General features: G+C 63.3%; 16 protein-coding genes. 5 read left to right on the forward strand and 11 right to left on the reverse strand.

What is annotated here, in order from left to right:
* The first annotated feature begins 121 nt into the window (after positions 1-121).
* Positions 122-1,180 (forward strand): polysaccharide deacetylase family protein, encoded by a 1,059-nt coding sequence (locus QX071_RS00780; RefSeq protein ID WP_315702748.1) that lies wholly within the window; start codon positions 122-124, stop codon positions 1,178-1,180.
* Positions 1,181-1,309: 129 nt separating this feature from the next.
* Positions 1,310-2,119 (forward strand): SDR family oxidoreductase, encoded by an 810-nt coding sequence (locus QX071_RS00785; RefSeq protein ID WP_315702747.1) that lies wholly within the window; start codon positions 1,310-1,312, stop codon positions 2,117-2,119.
* A 68-nt stretch (positions 2,120-2,187) separates the two neighbouring features.
* Here QX071_RS00785 and boxB read toward each other — a convergent pair whose 3' ends face one another.
* The 4 genes from boxB to QX071_RS00805 form a co-directional block, all read right to left on the reverse strand.
* Positions 2,188-3,639: a benzoyl-CoA 2,3-epoxidase subunit BoxB gene (gene boxB / locus QX071_RS00790; protein WP_315702746.1), complete on the reverse strand. Its 1,452-nt coding sequence runs from the start codon at positions 3,637-3,639 to the stop codon at positions 2,188-2,190.
* A gap of 85 nt (positions 3,640-3,724) precedes the next feature.
* Positions 3,725-5,413 (reverse strand): 2,3-epoxybenzoyl-CoA dihydrolase, encoded by a 1,689-nt coding sequence (gene boxC, locus QX071_RS00795; RefSeq protein WP_315702745.1) that lies wholly within the window; start codon positions 5,411-5,413, stop codon positions 3,725-3,727.
* Between the two features lie 97 nt (positions 5,414-5,510).
* On the reverse strand, positions 5,511-6,314 hold the full coding sequence (locus QX071_RS00800) for an alpha/beta hydrolase (protein WP_315702744.1): 804 nt from the start codon (positions 6,312-6,314) through the stop codon (positions 5,511-5,513).
* A 110-nt stretch (positions 6,315-6,424) separates the two neighbouring features.
* Entirely contained in the window at positions 6,425-7,975 is a 1,551-nt protein-coding gene (locus tag QX071_RS00805) for a benzoate-CoA ligase family protein (RefSeq protein ID WP_315702743.1), read from the reverse strand.
* Between the two features lie 113 nt (positions 7,976-8,088).
* On the opposite strand from QX071_RS00805, the gene QX071_RS00810 reads away from it, so the two are divergent.
* The 3 genes from QX071_RS00810 to QX071_RS00820 all read left to right on the forward strand — a co-directional run bounded on the left by QX071_RS00810 (position 8,089) and on the right by QX071_RS00820 (position 9,967).
* The gene (locus QX071_RS00810) at positions 8,089-9,012 is read left to right on the forward strand and encodes a helix-turn-helix transcriptional regulator (protein WP_315702742.1); all 924 of its coding nucleotides are present in this window, start codon (positions 8,089-8,091) and stop codon (positions 9,010-9,012) included.
* A 329-nt stretch (positions 9,013-9,341) separates the two neighbouring features.
* Positions 9,342-9,698, forward strand: coding sequence for a PilZ domain-containing protein (locus tag QX071_RS00815; protein ID WP_315702741.1), 357 nt, complete (start codon positions 9,342-9,344; stop codon positions 9,696-9,698).
* Positions 9,699-9,703: 5 nt separating this feature from the next.
* Positions 9,704-9,967: a hypothetical protein gene (locus tag QX071_RS00820; RefSeq protein WP_315702740.1), complete on the forward strand. Its 264-nt coding sequence runs from the start codon at positions 9,704-9,706 to the stop codon at positions 9,965-9,967.
* Between the two features lie 73 nt (positions 9,968-10,040).
* On the opposite strand, the gene QX071_RS00825 is transcribed toward QX071_RS00820, so the two are convergent.
* From QX071_RS00825 to QX071_RS00855, 7 genes are all read right to left on the reverse strand, one after another.
* Positions 10,041-10,775: an energy transducer TonB gene (locus QX071_RS00825; RefSeq protein ID WP_315702739.1), complete on the reverse strand. Its 735-nt coding sequence runs from the start codon at positions 10,773-10,775 to the stop codon at positions 10,041-10,043.
* Positions 10,776-10,812: 37 nt separating this feature from the next.
* On the reverse strand, positions 10,813-11,247 hold the full coding sequence (gene exbD / locus QX071_RS00830; protein ID WP_315702738.1) for a TonB system transport protein ExbD: 435 nt from the start codon (positions 11,245-11,247) through the stop codon (positions 10,813-10,815).
* 5 nt (positions 11,248-11,252) lie between these two features.
* Positions 11,253-12,068 (reverse strand): tonB-system energizer ExbB, encoded by an 816-nt coding sequence (exbB, locus tag QX071_RS00835; protein WP_315702737.1) that lies wholly within the window; start codon positions 12,066-12,068, stop codon positions 11,253-11,255.
* 47 nt (positions 12,069-12,115) lie between these two features.
* Entirely contained in the window at positions 12,116-14,380 is a 2,265-nt protein-coding gene (locus tag QX071_RS00840; RefSeq protein WP_315702736.1) for a TonB-dependent receptor, read from the reverse strand.
* Positions 14,381-14,587: 207 nt separating this feature from the next.
* Entirely contained in the window at positions 14,588-14,965 is a 378-nt protein-coding gene (locus QX071_RS00845; RefSeq protein ID WP_315702735.1) for a DUF2946 family protein, read from the reverse strand.
* A gap of 345 nt (positions 14,966-15,310) precedes the next feature.
* Positions 15,311-15,691, reverse strand: coding sequence for a hypothetical protein (locus QX071_RS00850; protein ID WP_315703174.1), 381 nt, complete (start codon positions 15,689-15,691; stop codon positions 15,311-15,313).
* Between the two features lie 134 nt (positions 15,692-15,825).
* Positions 15,826-17,031, reverse strand: coding sequence for an agmatinase family protein (locus tag QX071_RS00855; RefSeq protein ID WP_315702734.1), 1,206 nt, complete (start codon positions 17,029-17,031; stop codon positions 15,826-15,828).
* Positions 17,032-17,047 lie beyond the last annotated feature (16 nt).

Below are 17,047 nucleotides of genomic sequence, written 5' to 3' on the forward strand. Positions count from 1 at the left end.
AAGGGACGGTGCCAGAACCATAGCATTTGCGAGTGCCCATGACGTTCTGAAGTTCGCGGATGGGCGTTGACGCGACAGGTCGCGAGCTTCAGGAGAGGCACCAGTTGGGCGCACGCTTTCGATGAAGCGATTTCGTAAAACCTTGATTCGGGCGGGTCTCGAAGCGCTCTACTTCAGCGGCGCCCATATCTGGCTGCGACCGATCTTCGCAGGGGCCGGCGCTATCTTTACGCTGCATCACGTGCGACCGCGCCGCGAGGCCGATTTCCAACCCAATTTCCATCTGGAAGTCACGCCCGACTTCCTCCGCGAGATGCTCGCCCATTTGCGTGCCCATGAAGTCGACATCATCACCCTCGACGAGGTGCACCGGCGACTCCTCGAGCAGAACTTCTCGCGGCGCTTCGCCTGCTTCACCTTCGACGACGGCTATCGCGACAATCGCGATTTCGCGCTGCCGGTGATGCGCGAGTTCGATGCGCCGTTCACGATCTTTGTCACCGCCGATTTCGCCGCGGGCAGCGGCCTGCTCTGGTGGCTCGCGCTCGAGAGGATCGTTGCCGACGCGGACATGATCGAGGCGCCGATCGGAGGCACCGCGACGCGATTGGATGCACAGGATGCGACCGCCAAATGCATCGCGTTCCAGCGCCTGCACGACTGGTTGCGCGGATTGCCGGGTGAACACGAGATCCAGCGCGAGATGAGCGCGCTGTGCGCACGACATGGGGTCGATGCGGGCGCGATCTGCCGCGAGCTCTGCCTGTCCTGGGACGAATTGAGAGCACTTGCAGACGAGCCGCTGGTCACGATCGGCGCGCATTCCGCAAGCCACTGCAATCTCGCCAAACAAAGCGAAGAGGACGCGTTGCGCGAGATGGCGGAGAGCCGGGCGCGGATCGAGGACGCGTTGCAGCGGCCCGTGCGACACATGGCCTATCCTTACGGCGACCGCGCCGCGGCCGGTCCACGCGAGTTCATGCTGGCAGCGAGGGCCGGCTTCAACTGCGCAGTCACCACCCGCCCCGGCATGATCTTTCCAGAGAATGGAGAGCATTTGACCGCGCTGCCGCGGGTGTCGCTCAACGGCCATTACCAGGACGCGCGCGTGCTGCCAGTCCTGACCTCAGGCGCGGCCATCGCGATGTGGAACGGCTTCCGCCGCATCGACGCGGCATAGGTTAGAGCGACGTCCTCCGTACAACCGGCAGACTTCGCGCGAACAAGCTTCCGACGCGACCTGCCGGAGCCCCTCGCTTGACTCGAACAGCCACGCGGCCCACACAGATCGCAAAGTCAGGGAGGTACCATGTTGAAGGATCTGTTCTCACTCCAAGGCCGCATCGCGCTCGTGACCGGCGGCTCGCGCGGCATCGGCAAGATGATCGCGGCCGGCTTCCTGAGCGCCGGCGTCTCGCGCGTCTACATCACGGCGCGGAAGGCGGGGCCTTGCGAACAGACCGCCCAGGAGCTCAGCGCCAAATATGGCAGCGAATGCATCGCGCTGCCGATCGACATCTCCACGCTGTCCGGAATCGAGAGGCTCGCCGGCGAGATCAAGGCACGCGAGCCCAAGCTCGACATTCTCGTCAACAATGCAGGCGCCGCCTGGGGCGCTGAGTTCGACGAATTCCCCGAAAGCGGCTGGGACAAGGTCATGGACCTGAATGTCAAAACGCCGTTCTTCCTGACCAAGGCGATTGCCGCGCCGCTGCGCGCGGCGGCGAGCCGCGAGCGGCCGGCCAAGGTGATCAATATCGCTTCGATCGACGGCATCTTCGTCAACCCGCTGGAGACCTACTCCTACGCGGCAAGCAAGGCGGGCCTGATCCATCTGACCCGGCGCATGGCGGCAAAGCTGATCCACGACAACATCGTGGTGACCGCGATCGCGCCCGGCCCGTTCCAATCCGACATGAACAAGGCAGCCCGCGACCATGCCGACGAGGTGGCAACGCGTGTGCCTGCGGGCCGGATCGGGACCGAGGAGGATATGGCGGGGACGGCGATCTATCTCGCCTCGCGCGCCGGCGACTATGTGGTGGGCACCACCGTCGCGGTCGACGGCGGCATCGTCTATGCCAATCCCGGCATTCCCGGCGCGGGCTGGGACAGCTGAGTAGTAAAGGCGAATGGCGAGTAGCTCTTCCCTACTCGCTATTCGCCACGCCCTACTCGCAATTCACATCACGACTCGATCTTCACATACTCGAAATCGCCCGGCTTGTTGTCGATGCCGACCCGGGGCGGGGCGATCCAGGGCGCAAAGCCGCCGATCTCGGTGACCGGCTGCATCAGCGAGGCGATGTAGGCGCCGTCATCGGCCGACGGCAGCCATTCGCTCTTGCGCTTCTGCCAGGTCGCCTCGTCGATCAGGATGCCGTCCGGCGTCGCATGGACGTCCTTGAACTCGCCGATGGCACGGTGGAAGGCGACGTGCGGCAGCTTGAGCTGGAACGCATAGCCTGCCGTGGTGATGATCTTGTTCCAACGCAACAGGCCCTTGACGCAGTCCTGCGAGTAGTCGTCGCGCAGCCGCATGTTGAGCGCCGTCAACGCTGGCTCCTCGACCCGCTTGATCTCACCGTCCACCAGCTTGAGCACCGGATAGGTCGAGTTCTTGAGCTGATGATCGTCCTGGATCTGAGTCTCGTGATAGCGGCCCTTGATGCCGGCATTGAAGGCATTCGCCGCATTGGTCGAAACCTCGGAGCCGAACAGGTCGAGCGAGAGCGTGTAGTGCAGATTGAGCTTCTTCTGGATGGTCGGCAGATCGATGACGCCGAGCGCACGCACCTTGGCAACATCGGTCGGATCATCGATGCCGGCGGCGCGCATCGCGTCAACTGTGCGCTGAATGACGCGTCCGACGCCGGTCTCGCCGACGAACATGTGATGCGCCTCTTCGGTCAGCATGAAGCGGCAGGTGCGCGACAGCGGATCGAAGCCGGACTGCGCGAGCGAATGCAGCTGCATCTTGCCGTCGCGGTCGGTGAAATAGGTGAACATGAAGAAGGACAGCCAGTCCGGCGTCTTCTCGTTGAAGGCGCCCAACATCCGTGGTGAGTCCGCGTCGCCCGAGCGGCGGCGGAGCAACTCGTCTGCCTCCTCGCGCCCGTCACGGCCGAAATATTTCTGCAACAGATACACCATCGCCCAGAGATGGCGGCCTTCCTCGACATTGACCTGGAACAGGTTGCGCATGTCGTACAGCGAGGGCGCGGTCTTGCCGAGATGGCGCTGCTGCTCCACTGATGCCGGCTCGGTGTCGCCCTGGATCACGATCAGGCGGCGCATCAGCGCGCGGTATTCGCCGGGCACCTCCTGCCAGGCCGGCTCGCCATAATGCTCACCGAACGGAATGACGCGATTCTCTTCCTGCGGAGCAAGCAGAATGCCCCAACGATAATCGGGCATCTTGACGTAGTCGAACTTGGCCCAGCCGCGCGGATCGACGGAATAGGCCGTGCGCAAATACACCAGCGACTGCTGGAAGCCATCCGGGCCCATGTCGTTCCACCAATCGACATAGCCGGGGTGCCAACCTTCCAGCGCTTTCAGCACCTGGCGATCCTCGGCCAGATTCACGTTGTTCGGAATCTTGGTGCTGTAGTCGACGTTCATGATGTTCATGTTCATGGCCTTTTCCTCCCGAAAGGGGCGAATGGCGAATTGCGAATAGGAGGAGACCACTCCCTACTCGCTACTCCCCATTCGCTATTCGCTACACTCGTGTCATGTCGTAGCGGGGCTTCTGTCCTGTGCCGTAACGCTTCAAGGCGCCCTCCTCGCCGACCGCATTGGGGCGCTGGAAGATCCAGTTCTGCCAGGCGGTGAGGCGGGCGAAGATCTTGGATTCCATCGTCTCAGGACCGGCGAAGCGCAGGTTGGCCTCCATGCCGGTCAGGCTGTCCGGCGAGAAGCTCGCGCGCTCCTCGAAGAAGACGCGAATCTCGTCGTTCCAGTCGATGTCGTCGAGCGCGAAGGTCACGAGCCCGAGCTCCTCGGCGTCGTCGGCTTCGAGCGCCTGGCCGATCTTGTCGCGGACGCGCTCAAGCTCCGAAGGATCGGCCTGGAACCGCGATTCCAGCCGCGTCAGACCGTGACTCATCGGATAGGGACCGAAATTCATCGCCGACAATTCGATCGCCGGCGGCGGACGATTATCGCCCTGGATGGTGCCGATCAGCATGTAGGAGCGGTCGGCGGCGAACACGAGCTCGGCCAGCGTGCCGGCAAAGCAGGAGCCGGGTTCGACCAGCGTGACCAGCGTGCGCGAGGTGACGTCGATGCGCTTCAAGACGCGCTTCCAGTAATGCCTGATCTCGTTGACCAGCCAATGCGCCTTGTTGGCGTCCAGGAAGGCGTCGTAAGCCAGAACCTGCGCGCGTTCGCCATGCGACTTGAACACGAGCATCGCGATCTCGAGTTCGTTGATCCGCAGATGCAGGATCGCATCATCGATCTCGCGCGCGACCTGCAGCGGCCAGAACGACGCGCCTTGCGCGATCATGCCGTCGATATCGGCCGGCGGCGCGGCCTCCGGCGCCGCGATCGTGATGGTGGCGATCCGCGCCGCACGGTCGATGTCGACATTGACGAAGCCATAGCGCACGCTGGTCGCATCGATCGTGCGCTTGAGCGGCGTCAGCGCGACGCCCTTGCCGCCGCCCTTGCGTTTCGAGCTGGCAGCAAATTCCTTGGCGCGCTCGGCAACCTTGGCGTCGACCTTCGAGTTCGGCGCGACCTCGTCGACCAACCGCCACTGCACGGCGCGCTTGCCCTTGATGCCTTCTTCTACGGTGCAGAAGACGTCGGCGTGATCGCGGCGCACCTTGCGCTTGTCGACCACGCGCGTCAGCCCGCCGGTGCCGGGCAGCACCGCGAGCAGCGGCACTTCCGGCAGCGCCACCGAGGACGAGCCGTCGTCGGCGAGGATGATGTGGTCGGTCGCGAGCGCCAGCTCATAGCCGCCGCCCGCCGCCGTGCCGTTGACGACCGTGATGAAGCGCTGGCCGCTGTTCTCGCTGGAATCCTCGAAGCCGTTGCGGGTCTCGTTGGTGAACTTGCAGAAGTTCACCTTATGCGCATGCGTCGCGCCGGCCAGCATGCGTATATTGGCTCCCGCGCAGAACACGCGGGCCTTGCCCGAGCGCAGCACGACGACCTTCACCTCGGGATGTTCGAAGCGCAGCCGCTGCACGGCGTCCGCGAGCTCGATGTCGACGCCGAGGTCATAGGAATTGAGCTTGAGCTGATAGCCCTCGAACAGGCCGCCATTCTCATCGACGTCCATGGTCAACGTCGCGACCTCGCCGTCGACGGAAAGTTTCCAGTGCCGATAACGAGAGGGATCAGTCTGGAAATCGATGAACGTCTTACCTCCCGCGAGCACGCGGTCTTCCCCGGCCATGAGACACCTTTGAGCGGTGAATGATTATCATTTACATGCACAATAATGCATGTTTTAGATCGCGTCTACCCGGAAAAGCAAAAACATGCATTTTGTTTCATGATTGTGATGCCACGGACGACAGTGTCGCGGCCGCAAAATCCGCGATCGTCTTGACCGTAGCTTCCGGCGCCTCCCGATGCGGCGAGTGGCCGACGCCGGGCAGCATCGTCACTGCCACGGGGCAGTAACATTCCTCTTGGACGATCTCGACCTGGCGCGTGGTGCCGTACTGATCATCGCTCCCCTGGATCACGGCCACGGGCACGCGGACGTAAGCGAGAAAGCCGGTGATGTCCCAATTGCGAAACTGCGGATCGAGCCAGGTGCCGTTCCAGCCATAGAAGGCGTTGTCGACATCCTTGTGCCAGCGCGCCAGCTTGGTCCGGAGTTCGGTGGTCTCGTAGGTCGCCTTGATCGCCGCGATCGACGTGACCGAGACGTCTTCGACGATGACGTGCGGCGCGATCAGGACGACGCCGCGCAAGCGATGATCCTGCGGGCCGCCGGCATAGATCGCCGCGATCGAGGCGCCGTCGGAATGGCCGACCAGGAGACCGTCGCGAAAGCCGATCGCGTCCAAGAGCTTGGGAAGCACAGTCAGCGCCTCGCGCTCCATGTAGTCGAGCGGCCGCGGCAGCGCGACCGGGCTCGAACTGCCGTAGCCCGCGCGGGAATAGACGAAGACCGAAGCGCCGGTCGCCTGCTGGAGCTTGTCCGGAAATTCGCCCCACAGCCCAACCGAGCCAAGCCCCTCATGCAGCATGACGATGCACGGCGCTGCCGAAGGCTGTGGACCGATCAGGCGGTATTCGAGTTCAGCGGAGTCGATGGTGAGGGAGCCGGTCGCTCGTAGCTTCATGCGCTGCTCTTTCCTTCGTCATGCCCGCGCTTGTCGCGGGCATCCACGTCTTTCTTCGCATCAGCAAGGCGTGGATGGCCGGGACAAGCCCGGCCATGATGGCGTAACGACTACTGCGTCCCCTCGCGCAGCTTGAAGCGCTGGATCTTGCCGGTCGCGGTCTTCGGCAAGGCGTCCACCACCTCGATCCAGCGCGGATACTTCCACGGACCGATCTTCTGCTTGACGTGGTCCTTCAGCACCTCGTGTAACGTCGCCCGGTCGGCATCGGGCCGCAGCACGACAAACGCCTTCGGCTTCAGCAGCCCCTCCGGATCGGCGTCCGGCACCACGGCGGCTTCCAGCACGGACGGATGCGTGATCAGTGCGCTCTCCACCTCGAACGGCGAGACCCAGATGCCGGAGACCTTGAACATGTCGTCCGAGCGGCCGCAGTAGGTGTAGCGCCCCTCGGCATCCTTGACATATTTGTCGCCGGTGCGGGTCCAATAGCCTTCGAAGGTCGAGCGACTCTTGTGGCGCTGATTCCAGTAGCCCTCACCGGCTGACGGCGCATGCACCACCATCTCGCCGACCTCGCCATCCGGCACGTCCTGGCCGGACTCGTTGACGAGCCGCACCTGATAACCCGGCACCGGCCGTCCCGAGGTGCCGTATTTGATATCGCCGGGCGCGTTCGACAGGAAGATGTGCAGAAGCTCGGTCGAGCCGACACCGTCGAGAATGTCCACGCCGAAACGCGCCTGCCAAGCTTTGCCCACCGTTTCCGGCAAAGCCTCGCCGGCCGAGGTACAGATGCGCAAGCGATCTCCCGCCTGCTCGTTCTTCAACGACTCGTCGTTCAACATCGCCGCAAACAGGGTCGGCACACCGTAGAAAATAGTGGGATTGTAGCGGTTGAGCAGCTTGAACATCAGCGCCGGCGTCGGCCGTTCCGAATTGAGGATCGTGGTGGCGCCGACGGAAAGCGGAAAGGTCAGCGCATTGCCGAGACCATAGGCGAAGAACAGCTTTGCAGCGGAGAGGCAGACATCGTCCTCGCGAATGCCGAGCACCTGTTTGGCATAGGTCTCGGCCGTCGCGGCGAGATTGCCGTGCAGATGGCGCACGCCCTTGGGCATGCCGGTCGAACCGGACGAATATAGCCAGAAGGCCGGCTCATCCTCATGCGTCGCAACCGTGGCGAAGCTGTCGCTCTCACGCGCGAGCTCTTCCGACAGCAGCTTGTGGCCGAAGGCGTTGGCGCCGGAGACGACGACGCAATCGAGATCGGGCATGCGCCCGACGATGTCCTTCACCGCCGGAAACAACGCTTCGGACACGAACAGCACGCGCGCACGGCAATCCGCGAGCACATAGGCGTATTGATCGGTCGTGAGCAGCGTGTTGAGCGGCACCGGCACCACGCCTGCCCGCATCGCACCCAAGAACACCGCGGGGAAATCGACGGTGTCGAGCATGATCATCGCGACGCGTTCTTCGCGGCGCACGCCCAGGCGGCGCAAGAAATTGGCGACACGGCAGGTCTGCTGCTGCAGCCCGCGATAGGTCAACTCAGAGACCGTGTCTGTATAAGCGAGCTTGTCGCCGCGTCCAGCCTCGATATTGCGGTCGAGCAACCACGATACTGCGTTGTAGGACCCTGAAATCTTGGACTCCAAGGCGTTCCCTCCCCGATTTCTTGAATTATAGTGCATAGAAGGCCACTAACGCCGCTTGCTGTCAATGCTTCGCAGCATTATGTTTCCGACTCGTGATCGCGCCGCCGAGGGACATGACGCAAGACAGCAGCACCGAGCAGGACACGGCGGCCAACTCTGACGCCGAGACTGCATTTCTCGAACAATTAGGCCAGCGGGTGCGCACGATGCGCGCGCTACGCGGCATGTCGCGTAAGGTGCTCGCCAAAGTATCCGGCATTTCCGAGCGCTACATCGCCCAGCTCGAGAGCGGCAAAGGCAACGTCTCGATCGTGCTGCTACGGCGTGTGGCGCATGCGATGGGCGCACCGCTGGAAGATCTCATCCCTGGCGGCGAGCCGTCGCCGGATTGGCCGGTGATCCGCGATCTCCTGAAGAAGGCGAACCCAAGCCAGATCGCGCAAGCGAAGGAGCTGTTGGCCGGCAGCACCTCGGCGCCGCTGCGCCGCGCGTTCTCCGGCATCGCACTGATCGGCTTGCGCGGCGCCGGCAAATCCACGCTCGGCAAACGGCTCGCGGACGCGATCGGTTGGAGCTTCGTCGAGCTCAACAAGGAGATCGAGCGGCAGAACGGGCTCTCGGTGGCCGAGATCATCAATCTCTATGGCCAGGAAGGTTTTCGCCGCATGGAGCAGGCCACGCTGGTGCAACTGCTCGCGCGCAAGGAGCTGATGGTGCTGGCCACCGGTGGTGGCATCGTCTCCGAACCCGTCACCTTCGACCTGATCCTGAAATCCTTCTATACGATCTGGCTGAAGGCCGAGCCGGAAGAGCATATGGCGCGCGTGCGCCAGCAGGGCGACCTGCGGCCGATGGCGGACGACCGCTCGGCCATGGCGGAGCTGCGCAACATCCTGGTGAGCCGCGAGCCGCTCTATGCCCGCGCCAACGCGGTGGTCGACACCGCCGGCCTCACGGTCGACGCCGCCGCGACACGGCTCGCGCAGGCGGTCAAACCGATGCTGGCAAACGACGCCAAGGCGTTCGCGCGGGGTTGACCCATCCAGATGTCGCCGCGACCGCTTTTGTCGTGAGCTTCAAGAATCGCCGTCAGCCTGTCCTTGATCTCCGCGACATCGGCACCGGTCTTCGTCGATCGGCAACCGGCTGCAATGCGCTACGCATCATCCTGCCTGCAATCTACTTGCGTTCGAAGCCCGAGCTCGGACTGCGCGATCGCGATGATGGTGAGGCATTGCGAAACGACACCATTCATCCGCGAGGGCTGGCGTCCCGCGTTAACCACCAGCGTCATTTCAATACCGTCGCGACTTGGCGCGCACCTTCCGATTAATTAATAAAGAGTTAAGTGATCGGAGGACGTATCGTGCAAGACCGTCGTCGCGAGACTCGCCACCGCGTCTATTACGGCGGCGTTCTGACATTCAATGCACGCTGCTCGACGCTCGCCTGCATCGTGCGCAATTTCAGCGATCGTGGCGCGAAGGTCGAGTTCGAAGGGACCGCGTTACTTCCCGACCGCATCGACATCACCATCGAACGACGCGGCTTGTCGCGCCGCGCGCGGATGATGTGGCGCGACCAAGACGCCGCCGGCCTCGCCTTCTGCGATGAAGAGGACGGCGGGGTGATCCCGTTGGAATGGGCGCGGATCTTGCGCGAACGCGAGCTGGCCAACAAGCGGCTGAAAGCGCGCATCGAGCAATTGCTCTCGGAGCGCTGAGCAGAATGTCGGAGCATCAGCTGGAGTCAGCGGACGAGCTTTGGCTCGCCGCAGCCAACACGCCCACCCCGCAAGCGTCGCGCGTCGCGAAACACCGTCCATGGTGGCGCTGGCTCCGACGTCTCGTGCTTCTGTTCGCCGCCCAATATACCCTCGTGCTGCTCGTAGGTGTCGCTGCGGCCGGCACTGTGCGCGCGCTTGTGCTGCCCCAGATCCTCAGCCGCTTCGAGGCGATCGCCGCGGCGCTCAAGCATACGCCGTTCCACTGAACTCTCCGGCAACGAAAGACCTCGTCGTTGGCTTGCGAAGTTCGCATCGCGCCGCCGCACACTCGTTTGCGAATTAATGCGCGACGCCGAAATCCATCGGCCAGAAGTACACCGCTTCGGCCTGAGGTTTGGCCTCCGGGAATTTAGGGAACGGACTGGCGCGGTGAACGATGTCGAGTGCGGCCTGGTCCAAGACCGCATTGCCGGATGATTTGATGATCCGCACGTCGGTGACAACGCCATCACGATTGAGCACGAACCGCAACGTCGCTTTCCCCACCGCGCGATGGGCCGCCGCCGGATAGCGCTTGAACTTCTCGAGGTGGCCGACCACAAGAGCATTGTAAGCGTTTGATGCAGCCTCGGAGAATTGACCGATGCGATCGTTCTTCGGCGGCGCGGTGGTTTCGGGCGTCGGCGGTTGCGCTGCTGCTTGCATCTCCTCCACTTGCTTGGGTTCGGGCTTGGGCAGTGCCGCCTCGGCGTTCTCGGCCGGCGGTGGTGGCGCCATCTGATCGTCGGGCTTCTGCGCCTCGACCTTCGGCGGCTCCGGCGGCGCGGCATCAGCCTGCTGCATTTCCGGCCCGACCGGAAGATCCTCCTGATCCTGGACCTGCGGCGCAGCGCTTTGAACCGGCGCCAGCGTGACCGCGATAGCGGGAAGAATGGCCGGCTCAGGCGACGTGCGCGTGGTCCACAGGACAGCGCCCGCGATGAGCAACGCATGCGCGGCAGCAATCACGATGGCTGCGAGCAACCAGCGCGCGGGCTTTCGTTGTTCCGGCAGATGCAGCGCGAACGAGGTCATGGCGTCAAGATCATCGCTTGAAGATCATGGCTAATAATCATGGCTTGGCCGGCGCCTCTTCGAGACCGACCAGCGCCAGCTTGAGATAGCCGGCGTCCCGCAACAGGTTCATCACGCTCATCAGAGCAGCGTAGTTCAGCTCCTTGTCGCCGCGGATGAAGATCGTCTCATCCTTGCGGTTGGCGGTCGCCGCGTCGAGCGCGCTTGCCAGCATCTCGCGCGCGACCACGGTTTCGCCGACCGCAATGGTCCCGTCCGGCTTGATGGTAAGGAACAGCGGCTTGTCCGGCCGCGGCTGCTCGGGCGCGGTGCTGGCGGGCAGGTTGACGCCGATGTCCACGGTGGCAAGCGGCGCCGCCACCATGAAGATGATCAGGAGCACCAGGATCACGTCGATGAACGGAGTGACGTTGATCTCGTGCTGAACTTCGAGTTCATCGCCGCCTAACCGCGAGCCAAGACGCACAGCCATCGTGGTCACTCCGCCGCATGCGGCAGGGATGCGGGCAGCCCTCGCCGGCTCCGGCTGATCGCCAACAAGATCAGCGCGGAGGCGTCGGTCAGCAGCGCGCGATACCCGGTGATCACCCGCGCCAGGTGGTTGTAGATCACGACCGCAGGGATGGCGGCGACCAGCCCGATCGCCGTGGTCAGCAAGGCCTCCGCGATCCCGGGCGCGACCACGGCAAGATTGGTGGTGTGGGATTCCGAGATGCCGATAAACGCGTTCATGATGCCCCACACCGTGCCGAACAGGCCGACGAAGGGCGACACCGCACCGATCGTCGCGAGGACACTGGTGCCGCGAGAGATCCGCCGCGCCGCCGCGGCTTCGACCCGCTCCAATCGCAGGCCGACGCGCTCCTTGAAATCGTCGTCAAAGCGATCCGACAGCACGGTCTCTCGCACCGCTGACATGACGAGCTGGGCCGCTGCGTCGCTCTTGTCATGACAGGAGGGAATCATCTCCTGCAGGCTACCGGCCTCCAGCAGCTTGATCCGGCGCTGCACGAGTCGTCTCTCCGAGGCGAGTTCGATCGTCTTGGCGAGCCACACCGTCCACGTCAGCAGCGATGCCAGTGCAAGCCCGATCATCACCGCCTTCACGACCATGTCGGCACTCAGGAACATGCCCCAAGGCGACAGATTTCGCGGCAGCAGAGCATTGACCTCCTGCGCCAGGGCAGGCTGTGAAGCCGTGAGGAAGCCAAGGCCGATCAGGAGGCAAAACACGCCGAGGGCAGGATATCTCCTGCCCTCGCACTTCCAGGCCGATTGCGCGCTCTCTTGCATGTCGCCCTTTCCGCGGCCGGCTATCCGACCGCTTTTGATTTTGCAGCTCATATCTTTTGTGAAATGCCGAAATAGAAGCCGCGCCGCGGACCGTATTGCGGAGCAAACACGCCGATGCCGGAGCCGTCCCTGATCTCGTAGATCGAATCGAAAACATTGACGACGTCGAAGCGGAACGTGGTCGGCTTGTTCGGCGCGACCCAATAGAAGTCGTGCGAGACCCCGAGATTGACCTGGGTGTAGGACGGCAGATGGTCGGTGTTGGCGAAGCCGGACCGCAGGCCGCTGCCATAGATCATCGACACGCTGTACCGGGTATCGTTCCACAGGTAGGACGCGCCGGCCGACGCGGTCAGCACCTGCGCATGATCGGTGTAGACGTAGTGCGAGGCGATATAAGCGAGCTCGTCCGGGGCGAACAAATATTGGTTCGAGACGACGTTGGTGGCGACCTGCTTGGCCCAGGCGAGGTTTCCATACAGGCGCAGATTGCCGTTTTCGTAATTCGCCTTGAGCTCGACGCCCACGTTCTCGCCGCGCTCGTAGTTGAACCCGCTCAGCACATAGGCGGCACCGAACTGGCCGTCGTCGAGCAGATCCCTGGCGAGCTTGTAATAGCCGTCGACGCCGACTTCGAGACCGGGAATCGGATAGACCTTCTGCACGACACCGACATCGAACACATGCGAGCGCTCGGGCAGCACGGGGTCGTTCTGCGACACCGCGGGCTGCTGCGTGGTGCCCTGGACCAAGGCGAGATTGGTCGGCGCCGCGATCACCTGCGATGGCGGCGTGAAGTTGCGCGCGTAGCCGGCGTGGAACGTCGTGCCGTCGTAGGGTTTCCAGGTCAGGCTGATCCGCGGGCTCAACTGATTGGCCTCGACATATTGCCACATCTGGTCGAACCGAAGCCCGGCATTCAAGGTCAACTGGTTGTTGATTCGCCACTCGTCCTGCACATAGGCGCCGAACAAATAGCCGAGCTTGGAGCTGGAATCGAAGATGGTGGCGGGAGCCAGCGGATTGCCGGCGGTATCGAAGGCCTGCGCACCGGTGGCATCGATCGGGAACGCCGATGAGATGTTGTTGACCAGCGAGCGCTCCGCACTCGCCGTGAAGCCGAACCGCACGGTATGCGCATAACCGGCCCGCCAGGCGGTATCCTCCTGGATGCCGTTGATGAAGCTTTGCCGATAGACGTCGGACGAAACGCCGTTGAAGACGAGATCGCCGATCGGATCCGGCATGAAGTGGAGCTGGCTGTAACGATTGAAATAGGAGATCTGGTAATCGACGTCGTCAGCCGACTTCTGATAGGCGAACACGTTGAACTGGTTGAACTCGTTCTGATGCTCGTTGAGGAAGGTGGAATCGAAGTTGGTCACGCCGAACGCGTTGAAGGCCGGGGTCTGTCCCGGGTTGTTCGGAATCTGGAAGGTGCTGTTCGAGACTCCGCTCATGAACGTCAAACGGCTGGTTGGGTCGATCAGGGTCGAGAGATAAAGAAAGCCCTTCTCCTGGGACGTGCGGTCGTGGATCGCATCCCGCGCCGGTGTCGGGTTTTCGATACCCAGATTGTTCTGCATAAAACGCCCCGACACGAAATATTGAGTATTCCCGATCGTGCCGCCGTATTCGCCGGTCGTCGTGATCGTGCCGTGACTGCCACCATAGACACCGATCGAACCGGAATTGTTGAACGCATCATTGCGGGTCTGGATATCGATCACGCCAGCCGTGCGCAGACCGAATTGCGCGGGCAAGGCGCCGGTAAGCAGCGCCAGACTGCCGACGATGCCGGTGTCGAGGATCTGCCCGAACGCTCCGACGCCGTCCGGCAGCATGATGCCGTTGATGCGGTACTGAACGTTGGCATGCTCGTTGCGCACATGCAGATCACCGGAAGCGGCGGAATCCTGAGTCACGCCAGGGAGTTGCAGCAGCGCCTTGTCGAGCGGCGCATTGTCGCCTTGCGGCAGGGCCTGGATATTCTGCCTGCTCATCACCGTCGATGTCGCCCCGACCGGGGCGACGATGCCCTGCCGAGCGGCATCGAAGGTCTGGTTCTGGCTGGCGACCGCTTGAACCTGAACCTCTGCCGGGGTCGGCGCGGGAGCCGATGTCGACGCAACTGCGCGTGCGGCGGGCCGCCGCGACGTCGCCACACGGACCGGCGGCGTGCGCCGCCGCGGCCGTTCGGCCGGTGCGACCACGCGGGTCTCCGGCAGCACGGTGCCTTGATCGGATTGCTGTGCAGGCGCCGCCGGCGTCTGAGCGGAATTGCCGTCCTGGGCTGAGGCTGCCGCATTCATCGCGACAAGCAAGGCACATGACGACGCGGAAAGAAAAGCCTTACGGCCGAACTGCGTCCGTGGAGGAAACATAAAACATCTGTCCTGACATCGATTTCATAGGGACTCCCGGCGCTTCAGCGCGCCGGCAGACGACAAATGAGGGCGGCCGCCGGCCGATCAGACCGACGCAGCCAACGCGCGCACTTGCCGAGGCAAGCGTCGATGTCAGGTCAGAGGAGGTCCACGTGATTGGAAAGCGACGCGCGGCCGCTCGATGCGGGCAAAATTCCGGGCAGCCGGGGGACCGATCGCGCCGACGGCGAAATCAACCACCAGCGCCGGTGGCGACGATACCAAGCCCACCGCGATGTCGGAGCTCGCCATGCAGATCGGGCACAGCGTGTCTGCATCGTCATCATCGGGGTGGGCGGGCGTACCACCGTCGTCATGCGCAGCTGCAGAGAGGAGCTTGCCGATCGGTCCGGCACTGACGGCCTTGCCGTCGAAGGAATGAATGTGGCCGAAGGACAGCGACAGGTTGATGACCAGCGCAATCAGCGCCAGCCACGATCCCCGCCCGATATTGTCCCGAAACCAGCGCATGTCCGACTGCGACTTATCATCCCTTGAGGACCGAATACCAGCGCGATCTTATCCAAGCGGATTGGCCCGTCAATTTTGACGCTGGTAACAACCCTCAATGACAATTTTTTGCCATCCTTTGACCGTCGGCGGCATGACGATCTTGCTACGATCGCGCCGCGCGTGTGCTCGCCGCGATCTCGCCGTCTACGATTTGGCTTCGATGCAGCCGATTGCCCGCTGCTCGACCTGCACGTCTTGAGGCTCGGAGCCGCCGCGGCATCGATGGTCTCGCTTCACGGCGCAACGCAAGCTGCCTCGCCGGCCGGGACAATGGTCTGACGCCACATCCGACAGTACAGCGGATCATCGATCCCGCGTATCGGCCTCCCTGAGCTCTGCATAGCTCATCGCCGTCAGCCCCTGCCCGTCGAAATAGACGAAGCGCAGCCGACGCCGCCGCGAAATGAAGTTCGACGGCAACGGATCGTAGCGGAACGTGCCGCCACCGAGATGCGGCGTCAGGCTGCCGACATCGGTCAGGGCATCGATCTCGACGCGCAGCAGCTTCATGCTTGTCCCGTCTCGCATGATCTCGAAAGGGATGCGCGCAAGTCGGAGAAAGCTAGTCGGATCCGGCGCTGCGATGAACCCATCGACGAAGGCAGCCTCCACCTTGTCGAGATCCGCCTCGGGCGCCGCGGCAACCGTCGCACCCTCGGGCTGATGCGGCCTCTGCCACTGCACCGGCCCGCGTCCGCCATGCGGATGATTGTGGCCTGGCCCATGTGGCGGATGCTCGTGATGGTGATCATGGCCATGGTGATGATCATGATCGTGATGATGATGGTGGCCGTGGTGATGTTGGCGCATGACAGTCCTCAATAGGCAACCGGCTTGTTGATGATGGACTTGTGGCTGCCGAGCTTGCCGTGTGCCACCATCGAGCCGAGCGCCTCGACGACAACACGGACGCCGATCAGCGCGGTGATGTCGGAGGTGTCGTAAGGCGGCGAGACTTCCACCACCTCAAGTCCGCACAGCCCTTCGGCAGCGACGAGCCCCAGGATCTTCAGCGCCTCGCGCGGCAGGAAGCCGCCCGGCTCCGGCCAGCCGGTGCCCGGCACGAAGCCACAATCGATGGAATCGACATCGAACGAGATGTAGACCGCGTCCGCATCCTTCCACGCCAGCTCCAGCGCGATCTCCGCGGTCTTCTCCAGGCCGATCTTCTCGATGTCGGCGATGGTCAGCACGTTGGTGTTGCGCTTGCGCGCGACCTCGACGCCCTCGCGCGGCACTTGCCAGCCGCCGATGCCGAGCTGCACCAGATTGGTGGGCGAGACGTTCGGCAGGTTGGTCGCCCAGTACCAGGGCGTGGTGTGCATGCGCTCGTCGAGATCCTTCTCTTGGATGTCGATGTGGCGATCGAAATGGATGATGCCGATCCTCTTGTCGGTGCACTCGGCAATGCCGCGCACGCACGGAAAGCCGATCGAGTGATCGCCGCCCAGCATGATCGGCAGCGCTCCGGACGAGAAGACATGCGCCACGCCGCGGCTGATCTGGTCGAAACTCTTTTCCAGATTGGCCGGAATGGTGAAGACGTCGCCGGCATCGCACAAGGTCATCTGCTCGCGCAGGTCGACGCCAAGCTCATAGTTGTAGGGTGTGTAGAGCGCGGAGATGCGGCGGATGCCCTGCGGCCCGAAGCGCGTGCCAGGGCGATAGGTGGTGCCTGAATCAAACGGAATGCCGATCACGGCCGCATCGTATTTGCCGACGTCGCGCACGTTCTCGACATAGGGCGCCTTCATGAAGGTATTGATCCCGGCGAAGTGCGGCAGCTCGCCACGCGCGAAGGTCGGGATGTCGCGATCGGTCAGGCTGTCGGCGCCGGGCAGGCCCATGTCGAGCGCCCATTGACGCTCCTTGCGCCAGCCGCCGTGGGGCAGCTTGCCTTCGGCCTCCAGCGCCTGCCAACCTTGCGTGGCCATCTTGTCGAAATCCGGATGATGCCGGCGCACGGCTTTGTACTGGGACGACAGTCCGGCGCGGCGCGACCGGCGCATGGACGGGAATGACATCGGAGGTCTCCTTCGT

Source organism: Bradyrhizobium sp. SZCCHNS1022 (genome assembly GCF_032484835.1).
Taxonomy (GTDB): domain Bacteria; phylum Pseudomonadota; class Alphaproteobacteria; order Rhizobiales; family Xanthobacteraceae; genus Bradyrhizobium.

Coding starts and splice junctions, on each gene's coding strand:
- QX071_RS00855 (WP_315702734.1), bottom strand. CDS start 17,031: ATGTCATTCCCGTCCATGCGCCGGTCGCGCCGCGCCGGACTGTCGTCC.
- QX071_RS00820 (WP_315702740.1), top strand. CDS start 9,704: ATGTCGGAGCATCAGCTGGAGTCAGCGGACGAGCTTTGGCTCGCCGCA.
- QX071_RS00785 (WP_315702747.1), top strand. CDS start 1,310: ATGTTGAAGGATCTGTTCTCACTCCAAGGCCGCATCGCGCTCGTGACC.
- QX071_RS00840 (WP_315702736.1), bottom strand. CDS start 14,380: ATGAATGCGGCAGCCTCAGCCCAGGACGGCAATTCCGCTCAGACGCCG.
- exbB (WP_315702737.1), bottom strand. CDS start 12,068: ATGCAAGAGAGCGCGCAATCGGCCTGGAAGTGCGAGGGCAGGAGATAT.
- QX071_RS00810 (WP_315702742.1), top strand. CDS start 8,089: ATGACGCAAGACAGCAGCACCGAGCAGGACACGGCGGCCAACTCTGAC.
- QX071_RS00825 (WP_315702739.1), bottom strand. CDS start 10,775: ATGACCTCGTTCGCGCTGCATCTGCCGGAACAACGAAAGCCCGCGCGC.
- QX071_RS00780 (WP_315702748.1), top strand. CDS start 122: ATGAAGCGATTTCGTAAAACCTTGATTCGGGCGGGTCTCGAAGCGCTC.
- QX071_RS00800 (WP_315702744.1), bottom strand. CDS start 6,314: ATGAAGCTACGAGCGACCGGCTCCCTCACCATCGACTCCGCTGAACTC.
- boxB (WP_315702746.1), bottom strand. CDS start 3,639: ATGAACATGAACATCATGAACGTCGACTACAGCACCAAGATTCCGAAC.
- QX071_RS00845 (WP_315702735.1), bottom strand. CDS start 14,965: ATGCGCTGGTTTCGGGACAATATCGGGCGGGGATCGTGGCTGGCGCTG.
- exbD (WP_315702738.1), bottom strand. CDS start 11,247: ATGGCTGTGCGTCTTGGCTCGCGGTTAGGCGGCGATGAACTCGAAGTT.
- boxC (WP_315702745.1), bottom strand. CDS start 5,413: ATGGCCGGGGAAGACCGCGTGCTCGCGGGAGGTAAGACGTTCATCGAT.